The 11507-nt window shown below is 66.2% G+C and carries 12 protein-coding genes; 2 read left to right on the top strand and 10 right to left on the bottom strand.

The features are described from left to right. The 10 genes from GF405_03525 to rpmH all read right to left on the bottom strand — a co-directional run. The coding region (locus GF405_03525) for a ParB/RepB/Spo0J family partition protein (protein ID MBD3367233.1) at positions 1-305 on the bottom strand (305 nt) is incomplete at its 3' end. A 69-nt stretch (positions 306-374) separates the two neighbouring features. Then, the gene (locus GF405_03520; protein ID MBD3367232.1) at positions 375-1181 is read right to left on the bottom strand and encodes an AAA family ATPase; all 807 of its coding nucleotides are present in this window, start codon (positions 1179-1181) and stop codon (positions 375-377) included. Between the two features lie 541 nt (positions 1182-1722). Continuing rightward, positions 1723-2376, bottom strand: a complete 654-nt coding sequence (rsmG, locus tag GF405_03515; GenBank protein MBD3367231.1) for a 16S rRNA (guanine(527)-N(7))-methyltransferase RsmG — start codon at positions 2374-2376, stop codon at positions 1723-1725. Next, complete coding sequence (mnmG, locus tag GF405_03510) at positions 2376-4283, bottom strand: tRNA uridine-5-carboxymethylaminomethyl(34) synthesis enzyme MnmG (GenBank protein ID MBD3367230.1); 1908 nt, start codon at positions 4281-4283, stop codon at positions 2376-2378. The genes rsmG and mnmG overlap by 1 nt, the downstream gene beginning before the upstream one ends. 2 nt (positions 4284-4285) lie before the next feature. Continuing rightward, positions 4286-5641, bottom strand: coding sequence for a tRNA uridine-5-carboxymethylaminomethyl(34) synthesis GTPase MnmE (gene mnmE / locus GF405_03505; protein ID MBD3367229.1), 1356 nt, complete (start codon positions 5639-5641; stop codon positions 4286-4288). Positions 5642-5672: 31 nt separating this feature from the next. Beyond that, positions 5673-6389, bottom strand: a complete 717-nt coding sequence (locus GF405_03500; GenBank protein ID MBD3367228.1) for a KH domain-containing protein — start codon at positions 6387-6389, stop codon at positions 5673-5675. A gap of 17 nt (positions 6390-6406) precedes the next feature. Beyond that, positions 6407-8254: a membrane protein insertase YidC gene (yidC, locus tag GF405_03495; protein MBD3367227.1), complete on the bottom strand. Its 1848-nt coding sequence runs from the start codon at positions 8252-8254 to the stop codon at positions 6407-6409. Positions 8255-8305: 51 nt separating this feature from the next. Next, positions 8306-8554 (bottom strand): membrane protein insertion efficiency factor YidD, encoded by a 249-nt coding sequence (gene yidD / locus GF405_03490; GenBank protein MBD3367226.1) that lies wholly within the window; start codon positions 8552-8554, stop codon positions 8306-8308. Between the two features lie 46 nt (positions 8555-8600). Next, positions 8601-8969, bottom strand: coding sequence for a ribonuclease P protein component (locus GF405_03485; protein MBD3367225.1), 369 nt, complete (start codon positions 8967-8969; stop codon positions 8601-8603). Further along, the gene (gene rpmH, locus GF405_03480; protein MBD3367224.1) at positions 8966-9103 is read right to left on the bottom strand and encodes a 50S ribosomal protein L34; all 138 of its coding nucleotides are present in this window, start codon (positions 9101-9103) and stop codon (positions 8966-8968) included. Before rpmH ends, GF405_03485 begins: the two co-directional genes overlap by 4 nt. Before the next feature lie 484 nt (positions 9104-9587). Here rpmH and dnaA point away from each other — a divergent pair, with 484 nt between their 5' ends. Next, the gene (gene dnaA / locus GF405_03475) at positions 9588-10928 is read left to right on the top strand and encodes a chromosomal replication initiator protein DnaA (protein ID MBD3367223.1); all 1341 of its coding nucleotides are present in this window, start codon (positions 9588-9590) and stop codon (positions 10926-10928) included. Positions 10929-11373: 445 nt separating this feature from the next. Continuing rightward, a partial coding sequence (locus GF405_03470) for an ATP-binding cassette domain-containing protein (GenBank protein ID MBD3367222.1) occupies positions 11374-11507 on the top strand: 134 nt, incomplete at its 3' end.

Below are 11507 nucleotides of genomic sequence, written 5' to 3'. Positions count from 1 at the left end.
CTGACGATGGCGGGGATCCGCTCGAGACCGGCCAGACGCGCCGCCCTCAGCCGTCGCTCCCCGACGATCAGCTGATAGCCGCCGGTCGGAACCGGCCGCACCACGACGGGCTGCAGCACGCCGTGCGATGCGATCGACCCCGCGAGCTCACGGAGCGATGCGTCGTCGAACCGCGTACGCGGCTGCTCCTTGTTGCGCTCGATCACCTCAACGCTGATCTCCGTCACGACCGCGACGCCGTTCTCCTCCTGCGGCGCCTCCGGAATCAGGGCGCCCAGGCCGCGTCCGAGTGCTTTTCGCTTCATCGCTTGTCCCCTACTCAAGTGCCGCCGCCGAACACGCCCGGTCGGTCGCGTCGACCCGGCCGTGCGCCGCTAGCCCTCCTGGATCGACTCGACGGTCTCAGGTTCCGGCTGTGTCTCGTGGAACATGATCTCCTTCGCGAGCTCGATGTAACTCTCGGCTCCGGAAGAGAGGATGTCGTAGAGGATGATCGGTTGTCCGAAGCTCGGCGCTTCCCCGAGCCGGACGTTCCGAGGGATCATCGTGCGGTAGACGCGGTCACCGAAGTAGCGGCGTGCCTCCTCGGCCACCTGCCGCGCCAGGTTCAGCCTGCCGTCGTACATCGTCAGGAGGATGCCCTCGATCCGGAGCGACGCGTTCAGGTTGCGCTGCACGAGCCGGATGCTGTTCAGAAGCTGTCCAAGTCCCTCGAGGGCGTAGTACTCACACTGGATCGGAACGATGACCGTGTCTGCCGCCGTCAGCGTGTTGACCGTGAGAAGCCCCAGGGAAGGAGGGCAGTCGACGAAGATGAAGTGGTATCGGTCCCGCACCGACTCCAGTGCGCGCCGCAGCCTCGTCTCACGCGCCATGACGTTCACCAGCTCGACCTCGGCGCCGATCAGACGCTGGTCGGCCGGCATCACATCGAGGAACGGGAGCTGCGGCGCAGGCATGATCGCTTCCTCCGCCGACGTCTCGCCGATGAGAACCTCGTAGACGCTGGCCTGGACATCATCCTTGGCGATGCCGAGGCCGCTCGTCGCGTTCGCCTGCGGGTCGATGTCGATAAGAAGGGTCGGGCGCTCGGCGACCGCCGTACAGGCTGCAAGGTTGACAGCTGTGGTCGTCTTCCCCACTCCGCCCTTCTGATTCGCAATGGCGATCATCCGACTCACAATACCGCCTTGTGGATATAGACGCCTTGTCCACTGCCCGGGAGGTGGGTGCCTGGAAGTCCGTCCGACGAAGCAACCACGTCCCCCCTCCTGTGTCAAGAGGGAACTTGGGTATACGGCGAGTTATCCACAGCTTTTTCGCAGGACGCCGAGACCAAGGCCGGGGGTGTTTCACGTGAAACATCAGTCTTCCCGAGAGCCGCGAAGCGGGCATAACCCAGGTGTTTCACGTGAAACAGTCTGTGGCGTGGCGCCAAGTCGGCTCCGATCTGCCCCGGTAGGTGTTTCACGTGAAACAGTGGACACGGAGCAGCAGTATGCCGTGATGTGCCTCCGGGGGTGTTTCACGTGAAACGGTCGTTGCTACAGCGGCAAGGGAGCTCCGATCTGCCCCGGTAGGTGTTTCACGTGAAACAGTCTGTGGCGCAGTGACCATCGGGACCCAGCCTTCGCTCGGTGGTGTTTCACGTGAAACACCCCCCGCCTGCTCTCTCTGTGCTCCCGCCGCCTATCTTCCTCGCACGACCACGCCGTGGGCGCCTCAGACCTGTTTCACGTGAAACACCGCGAATGTCGTCGCCCTGCCGAGCCCTGGAAGCCGCACCTGCTCCTCGCGCTCAAGTTCGGCCCCGGCGCCCCGGGCGATGCGAACGGCCCGCGCCCGTTCGCGCGCCCATGCTGGTCCCTTATAGAGGAAAAGACGCCCTCCTGGTCTGAGAGCGCCCAGACTCATGACCAGCACATCATCGATCGTGCCCAGTGCACGCGCTGTCGCGTTGGCGAACGATTCTTCACTCACTATATGCTCGATCCGTTCGTGCACGATACGGACGTTCTTGAGCTCGAGTTCGTCGATCGCCTGCTTGAGAAAGACGACCCGCGACCGGCGACTATCCACAAGTGCGACCGTAATCCGCGGCCTGAGGATCGCCAGCACCATGCCCGGAAGACCCCCACCGGTGCCCAAGTCCGCCAGCTCTCCCTGGGACAGCTGCTCATCAACCCCGCCGAGCGACAGAAGCGACGCACTGTCGAGAATGTGGGTCCCGATCAGTCGCTCATCCCTCTTCGAGACCAGACCGAACCGCCGCGCCGACCCCTCCAGCACGCGCCCGAAGTGTCTGAGAAGTTCGAAGCGGTCGTCCGGGACGGGTCCTGCGAGCGCCTCCATGGCCTCACGAGCAAGCTCCGCCATCAGCTCACGCTCCCAGCGTTGTCGCGGAGCCTCATGTGGATCAGCAGAACCGACACATCCGCCGGACTCACGCCGGGGATTCGCGCGGCCTGACCGATCGTCTCCGGCCGCAGGCGGTCGAGCTTCTGGCGCGACTCGGTCGAGAGCCCCCTGACCGCATCGTACGAAAGACCCGCGGGGATCCGCATCCTGTCGTACTCCCGCTGGCGACCGATCCGCGCTCGGGAACGGTCGATGTATCCCCCGTAGCTGACCTCGATCTCAACATGGCGCGCCACGTCCGCTCGAACCGGCGACGGCGGCGGTGCCATCATCTCAACAGAGAGGTAGTCCATTTCCGGTCTCCGGAGGAGCTGCGCCGCCGAGACAGGCTGCCCGATCCGTGGGCTGCCGCGCCGCTCCAGCACGGGGTTCGCAACGGCCGGCGCCACGAACGTCGCCTCGAGCCGGTCGATCTCGCTCTCCGCCGCATCCCGCTTCGCCACTGCGCGGCGATAGCCGGGCTCGTCGACCAGGCCGATCTCATACCCCAGCGGCGTCAGTCTGAGGTCCGCGTTGTCCTGACGAAGGACGAGCCGGTGCTCCGCACGGCTCGTGAACATCCGATAGGGCTCGTCCGCCCCCTTCGTCACGAGATCGTCGATCAGCACGCCGATGTAGGCGTCGCCCCGGCCGAGCACCACCGGCTCTTCGTCCCTGAGGCGGCGGTCGGCGTTGATGCCCGCCATCAGGCCCTGCGCCGCCGCCTCTTCGTAGCCTGAGGTCCCGTTGATCTGGCCGGCGAGAAAGAGCCCGCTCACGTGCCGGACCTCGAGGGACGGCTTCAGCTCGCGCGGGTCGACGAAGTCGTACTCGACCGCATACCCCGGTCTTACCAGCTCCGCGCCTTCGAGCCCCGGGATCTGGTGGACGAACGCCTCCTGCACCTCGAACGGCAGACTCGTCGCGAGGCCGTTCAGGTACGTCGTCCGACCGTCGCGCGTCTCCGGTTCCAGGATGACGCGGTGCGCCTGTCGTTCCGCGAAGCGCACGACCTTGTCCTCGATCGACGGGCAGTAGCGTGGTCCGATCCCGGTGATGCAGCCTGTGAACAGAGGCGACCCCTCGAGCGAGCTGTTGATAACATCGTGAACAGCCGGCGTGGTCTCGGTGAGATAGCACGCCACCTGTTCGACCTCGACCCGCTCGTTCGAGAACGAGAACGGCTGCGGCTCGTCATCGCCCGGCTGTCGCCGCGTCGCCGCCCAATCGACCGAGGCCGCATCCACGCGCGGTGGTGTCCCCGTCTTCAGCCGTCCAACGCTCAGGCCGAGCCGTCGGAGGCCGGGGGAGAGGCCCCTCGCGGCCGGCTCGCCGCTTCGCCCGCCCCGCCAGGCGCGCAGGCCAACATAGAGACGCCCACACAGGAATGTCCCGGCTGTCAAGATAACGGCTTCACAGGATATTCTGGCCCCGTGTGTCAACTTTACACCCTTGATGGCACCATGCTCCGCCACGAGGTCCTCGACCCGGTCCTCGATGAGCGTAATGTTGGGCTCCTGCTCGAGGGCCGCCAGCATCCTCGCGTGGTAGCGGAACTTGTCGGCCTGCGCCCGCGGTGACCGGACGGCCGCGCCCTTGCCGGTGTTCAGCATGCGGAACTGGATGCCGCAGTCGTCGATGGCGCGGCCCATCTCGCCGCCCAGGGCGTCGATCTCCCGCACGAGCTGACCCTTGGCGATCCCGCCGATAGCGGGGTTGCACGGCATCTCGCCGACGTGCGCGCGGGAGATGGTCACGACGACCACGCGCCGACCCAGACGCCCCGCGGCCAGTGCTGCCTCGCATGCGGCGTGTCCGGCCCCCACGACGACGATGTCGGGCGGCCAGAGATCGTGCCGCCGGCGATGTCCCTGTCTCTCAGCCACGCTCACTTCCCCACACAGAACCTGTCGAAGATCGCCCGCAGCACATCGTCGGGCGTCGTCTCTCCGGTGATCTCGCCGAGCGCATCCGCCGCCTCGGACGCCTCCAGTGCGGCGAGCTCAGGGTGACCTGCGCCCCGCAGCTGCCCCAGCGACCTTCCGACGGCGTCGCGCGCACGCCGGAGCGCGTCCACGTGGCGGGTGTTCGTGACCGTCGCGGACTCACCGGGTCCCGCGCCGAGCCGCACGATCTGCTCCGCCAGGGCGGGCAGCGCGTCGCCCGTCAGGGCCGAGACGGACACGAAGGCCCTCGGACACGGGCGCGTTCGACGGTCTTCGGGAAGGTCGTTCTTGTTCCCGACGACGATAACCCGATCGTTGTCGAGCTCGCGCGCCACCGCCGCGTCGCCGTCCGTCCACCCGTCAGCCAGGTCGAACACGTGCAGCACGACGTCCGCGCCCCGGGCCGCCGCGCGCGAACGCGAGACGCCCGCGGCCTCCGCCGGCTCGCGCGCGTCCCGCCAGCCGGCGGTGTCGATGAGCCGGACCGGGACGCCGCAGACGTCGGCGACCTCCTCGATGATATCGCGGGTGGTCCCCGGCGTCTCGGTCACGATGGCCCGGTCGCGCCCGAGGAACGCGTTCATGAGACTGGACTTGCCGACGTTCGGGCGTCCGACGACGGCGGCGGAGAGGCCGTCGCGAACAGCCGTCCCCAGACGCGCCCCCTTGAGGAGCTCCTCGAGCTCCTCAAGCGTGGACTCTCCGGCGGCGACCGCGCCCTCGACATCGGGACCGCCGATGTCGTCGGCATCGAAGTCGACGAGCGTCTCCACGTCGGCCCGGTAGTTCAGGAGACTCTCCCGGAGTCGCTCGAGCCGCGACGAGAGCGTCCCCTCCAGCTGACCGAGTGCCGCCGCCAGCCCGCGCCGCGTGCGTGCCGCGACGAGGTCGGCAACGGCCTCGGCCTGCACGAGGTCCATTCGCCCTCCGAAGAAGGCGCGCTCGGTGAACTCCCCGCGTCGGGCGGGCCGGGCCCCTGCGGCAAGGCACGCGTCGAGCACGGCGCGGGCCGCGACCGCTCCGCCGTGGCATCCCAGTTCCACAACATCCTCAGTGGTGTAGCTGGCCGGCGCGCGCATGACGGTCGCGAGCACCTCGTCGAGTGCATCACCACCCGTGGTTCTGGCGCGCCCGAGGTGGACCGTGTGGCTCGGCACCTCATCTAGCCGCACGGTTCCATCGAAGACCGCGGCCGCTATATCCAGCGCTCGCGGCCCCGAAAGACGAACGATCGCGACAGCCCCGGGACCGGGCGCCGTCGCGATCGCTGCGATGGTGTCGTGTCTCTGCGGCCTCATGGCCCGTTCCTCGCCTTCGAGGCCGGCGGTCCTACTTCTTCCGCCTCCTGCGGCGCGGTCGCTTCCTGCCCCCGCGCTTCTTGCTCTTCTTCGAGGCGGGGGAGAGGACCACGCTCTTGACCCTGCCGTGACCGACGCTCTTCGTCTCGATGGCGGGGTCGGAGCGGAGCGTCTCGTGGACGATCTTCCTGTCCGCCGCGTCGAGAGGCTCCGTGGTGACCTTCTGGCCGGCCGACTTGACCTCGTCGGCCAGCGACAGCGCCTTGTTCTTCAGAAAGTCCTCGCGCTGCCGCTTGTACCCGCTGACATCCAGGACGACGCGCGGCGACCGGCGTCCCCGGCGCTGCAGGATGCGGTTGACCAGGTACTCCAGGGCCGACAGCGTCTGACCGCCCTTGCCGATGAGCAGACCGTCCGAACCTGCGGTCTCGATGTCGAGGACGAGCGACTTCTTGGTCTCGGTGACGTGCAGCTGATTACTGATCTGCATCAGGCGGAGCATGTTCGTCACGACCTCCTCGGCCTGCTTGCCCGTCGAGGGTCGGTGCGTCACGCGCACCATGGCGGGCGTCCCGCCGAAGATGCCGAGAAAGCCCTTCTTGCCACTCTGAACCACGTCGATCTCGGCGTCCTCCCGCGAGATACCGAGTTCCCTCAGAGCCTCCGACGTCGCCTGCGCCACGGTCCTGCCGGTGCTTTCGATCGTGCGTGCCATGTGATGTGTCCTCCCGGGCCGCCCCCCAACCATTCAGCCGATGACGCACGCTACCGCTTCTTCTTGCGGCGCTTCTTCGACGACGAGCGCTTCTTCTGAGCGTTCCGGGACCCGCCGGCCCCCTCGTCGCCGCCCGCGCCTTCGTCGGGCGATGCGTGCGTTTCCGCGGTGTCACCGCGCGGGGCGGCCGCGTCGCTGCCGGGACCGCTCGGACCCGGCGACTTGTGGATGTAGTACTGCTGCGCGACGCTGAGCACGGTGTTCACCAGCCAGTAGAGAACGAGACCCGAAGCGAAGTTGTAGAAGAGCACCGTGAAGAGGATCGGCATGAGCCTGCCGACCATCGCCTGGCTCGGGTCCTTGGACGAGAAGCGCTGCTGGACGAGCATCCCGACGCCCATAAGGAGAGGCAGGATGTGAATGGGAAAGCCGGCGATCGTGGCGATCGTATCCGGCTGCGACAGGTCGGTGATCCAGAGTGCGAAGTGCGCTCCGCGGAGTTCGATCGTCGTCCTGAGCACCTGGAACAGCGCGATGAAGACCGGCATCTGGAGCAGCATCGGCAGGCATCCGCCGAGCGGGTTCACGCCCTCCCGCTTGTAGAGCTCCATCTGTTCCTTCGCCAGTCTCTCCTTGTCATCCCCATGGGTCTTCTTGAGCTCCTCGAGCTTGGGCTGGAGCTCCTGCATGCGCTTCATCTCTGTGAAGCTCTTGTGGGTAAGTCTGTAGAAGAGGAGCTTCGTGAGGATGGAGAAGATGATGATCACGAGTCCGTAGTTCGGGACCACGCCGTGCGCCCAGACGAGCGCCCTGAGCATGAGCACAGACAGGGGACGCGTGATGCTCCATCCGAGATCGACGGCCCGCTCGAGCTCGTACCCGAGCTTGCTGATCCGGATGTAGTCCTGCGGTCCTGCGTACGCGCGGAGCGTGAGGTCATCGCTCCCGGCCTCGATCTCCCGAGTCGCCCGGAACCCGACCGTCCTCCGCTCCTGGTCGCCGAAGGCCTCGACACGCTCGAACGACTCCCCTCCGTCCGCCAGGAGCGCCGCCGTGAAGTAGCGCGACTGCGACGTCGCCCAGAGGAGGTTGCCGGCGACCGTGCGCTCGGGCTCCTTGCTGAGGTCCCCCAGGTTGAACCGCTCGGTGTCTTCCTCGCTGTAGATGACCGAGGCGAGTCCGCGGTCGTCCTCCTTCTCCTCGGTGGGAAGCACTCCCGGCCAGCCGAGTACGACCTCGCGCCCGCCCGTCGTGCCGGGAACGCCTGACAACCGCATCGACACATCGAAGAGATACGAGTCCGGCCGGAACGTGTAGGACCTCGTGAGCGTCAGCCCGTCGGCGCGCCGCGCTTCGAAGCGCACCGATACGTCCTCTCTGCCCTCCGCCAGCGGCACCGACCCGGTCACGGACGGCTCGAAGATCCACTCGCCCGTGTCAACGCTGTTCGCGCCGTACCGGACCACTGCGGCAAGCGCCGGGTCGCCCGGCGCGACCAGGTCGACCGGGCGTCCCTCGGCGTCCGCGTACTCCTTGAGCTCGAACGAGACGACCGCGGCCCCGCGGCTTGACAGCGTGGCGCGATAGAGAGGGGTCTCTATGGTCGTCGTCTCGGCCGTTCGTCCGGCGCCGGGCAGCTCGGCCCGGGCGGACGCGGCCTCGTCTTCTGAGGGCGTGGAGGCCTCTTCATCCGCAGGCTCTGCGGCGACCGACTCCTCCGTGCCGGCGGCATCACCGGGCGTCGCGGACCCCGAGGAGCTCGGCGCGGCCTCGTCAGGGACCTCGGTCGTGGCGACCGGCTGCTCCGGTGCCTCGGAACCGCGCCGCGAGAAGTACGTGTAGCCGAAGAACAAGAGGAAGATCAGGAGGACGGCCAGGATGGCGCGCCTCTCACTCATTCAGGCCTCCTTGGTGGGGACGGCCGTCTCCGGGCCGACCGGCTCCCCGGTTCAGCGAGGCACGGGATCGTACCCGCCGTCACTCCACGGGTGGCAGCGGGAGATCCGGGCCACAGCGTACCGCGTGCCGCGCACCAGCCCGTGCCGCTCGAACGCGCGCACCGCGTACTCGGAGCAGCTTGGGGCGTAACGGCATGTCCCGGGGAAGAGCGGCGAGAGGAGGCGCTGGTATCCACGGATGGCCAGCACGGCCAGCCTCGTGAGAATGAGGGGTCTCGAGGACTCCTTGGGGGGCGTCATCGAATCCGTCTGTTCCGACCGCGGCCTCAAGAGTGCGGCCGCGCCTTCACGTCTCATCTGCCGTTTGGGAGGCGCGCCTGAGAGCGTCGACGGTCGCGTGTTTGACGTCGTGGTGGTGTGCGTCGACCACTCTGGGTGTCGCTACGAAGACGAGGGTCTCGATCCCGGAGAGATCGATGTCGGTCGTTCGGTACGCTTCGCGGATGACCCTCTTCGCGCGGTTGCGTCGGACCGCGCCTCCAACTCTTCGACCCGCCAGGAATGCGATCTTCGGCGGCCCACTTCCGGTCAGAAAGCACATTCGGAAGAACCGAGTCCTCACGACGACGCCGTGCTTCAGCGTTCGCTCCAGCGTCCCGCGGTCCTTGATCGTGCTCTCTCTCTTGACGCTCTGAGGCGACAAGTGACCACCTATCGCGTCGTCAGCCGCTTCCGCTTCTTGGCACGACGACGCGCCAGCACCTTGCGGCCGCCCGGTGTCGAGCTTCTGCGCAGGAACCCGTGCTTCCTCTTGCCTCTGCGCTTCTTGGGCTGGTAGGTTCGCTTCATGGTATCCTCATTACATGGTGTCCTGCCGAGCGTTACACGAACCACACAGACTATCAACGCCCCACCCTCCTGTCAAGCCGATTCTCTCCCATTCAGCCCCCGCCGATCGCCCCCGAAAAAAGTCCGCCTCCACCACAGAAAGTCCTTGCACCCCCCTTGTCCCCGTGATAACATCCCGCGCCGTCACAACGCTGGTTGATAACCAACGAGAACTCGCGCGAAGGGATCCTCCCCTGACGGACTCAACACAGCTCACGGAGAGTCCGATCGACGAGATGCGCTGTCTCTCCGCTGAGCTGGCCGGCAACTGCCCGAAATACAACAGGTTACCGGGTTATCCACATTGGGGAGGGAGAATGTAGACAGGCTTCAACCACCGTAAGCTTCTCATTTCGCCTGTTTTCTCCCGATTCCTTCGATTTCCAGACTGCTGACTCCTTTGTGGATACTCTATCCACAGTTTGTGGATAACATGCCCGTGACCATGACTGCTGCCGACCTGTGGGCCCGCTGCCTCGACGCCATTCGCGCCGAGACCGAGCGCCAGAGCTACCAGACCTGGTTCGAGCCCACGAAGGCGGTGGATCTCAAGGACGGGACGATCCGGATCGAGGTTCCGAACCGCTTCTTCGCCGACTGGTTGGAGGAGCACTACGTGGACCTCATCAGGGAGGTGCTTGAGCAGACGGCCGGCGAGCCGGTGACCCCGGAGTTCCTGGTGTCGCACAGGCAGCCGGACGAGTACGAACCGGTGTCAACCAGGCGGGCAACGCCTCCGCCTCTGACCACGCCAGCGGCCGATGAGTGCCAGCTCAACCCGAGATATACGTTCTCGACGTTTATTGTGGGGGGCAGCAATCGTTTCGCTCAGGCTGCAACGATGGCGGTGGCGGAGGCGCCCGCTGAGGCTTACAACCCCCTGTTCATCTATGGGGGGGTCGGTCTCGGCAAGACGCACCTCATGCAGGCGATCGGGAACTACGCGCGGGAGCACCGCCCGAACCTCTCGATCTACTACGTGACGGCCGAGACCTTCATGAACGAGCTGATCACGGCGATCCAGAGGGGGACGACGCTTCAGTTCCGCGACAAGTACCGCGGCAAGGACATCCTGCTGATCGACGACGTACAGTTCCTGGCGGGGAAGGAGAGCACGCAGGAGGAGTTCTTCCACACCTTCAACGCGCTCTACCTGGCCCACAAGCAGATCGTCCTGACAAGCGACCGACCCCCGAAGCAGATCGCGACGCTCGAGGAGCGACTGGTCTCGAGATTCGAGTCCGGGCTCGTCACCGACATCCAGCCACCGGACCTCGAGACGCGCATCGCCATCCTGCATGAGAAGGCGGAGCTGGACGGGATTTCGATACCCAATGACGTCATACATCTCATCGCGAACAGTGTGACGTCTAATATCCGCGAGCTGGAGGGATCGCTCGTCCGGCTCCTCGCCTTCTCCAGTCTGACCGGAAGCGAGATCACGGTCGACCTCGCCAAGGAAGTGCTCTCCGAGTTCCTCGGAAAGCCGCGCGGTCCCGTGTCCGTGGCCCGCATCCAGCAGGCTGTCGCCGAGTCGTACGGCGTGCCCGTCGAGAAGATGAAGGCACGCGGGCGCGCGAGTCAGATCGCGCACGCCCGGCAGGTGGCGATGTACCTCGCGCGCGAACTGACTCATCTCTCCCTCGCTCAGATCGGCGAACACTTCGGCGGGCGAGATCACACGACGGTGCTTCATGCGCACCGGAAGATCGCCGACGAGGTGGAGGAAGGCGGCACGACGCGTCGCGACGTGGAGAACCTCCGCCGCGTGCTCCACGCGCTCTAGCGTCCTACCTTCCTGGGAGAGCTCTCGTGACGAACGGCCCCGCCCCGAGCGGGGCCGTCGTCGTTTCGCCGGGGCCGAAGCGCTGTCCCCGACGCACTCTGAACATCCCGTGGAGCGCCGCTGGGTGACCGTGGACAAACCGCCGCTCGATGAGCGGCTTGAGGATGACTGTGGGTGACGGCGCGTCTTCTGTGCGCGTTGTCCCCGACGACCCGTTCGGCGACGGCGCAACGTTCATCCCGGGACCACGGCCGGTCCTCGCGATCGCGACGCCGCGTGTGGACGACTTACACACAATTCCACAGCCCCTACTACTACTGCTGTTGATTGATATAGAAGAGAAGTAGAAGATAAAGAAGGAAGGACGTCGCACGACCTGTTTCAGAATGCCAGCGAAGGCAGCAGGGAAAGAACCGTGAAGACATCCAAGATCCAGACGCGAAACCTGGTGGTCGTTCGTCGTTCCTCGAGGAACGGCGCGTCGGTCGAGACGACCGTGCTCCATGACGTGGATCTCGACGTACCGGCCGGGGAGGTGTTCGGCGTCATCGGACCGTCCGGTTCGGGGAAGACGACGCT

This window comes from Candidatus Effluviviaceae Genus V sp. (assembly GCA_014728125.1).
In the GTDB taxonomy this organism is placed as follows: domain Bacteria; phylum Joyebacterota; class Joyebacteria; order Joyebacterales; family Joyebacteraceae; genus WJMD01.
The sequence above is the reverse complement of the archived record's forward strand: the minus strand, read 5'-3'. Positions and strand labels throughout refer to the sequence as shown.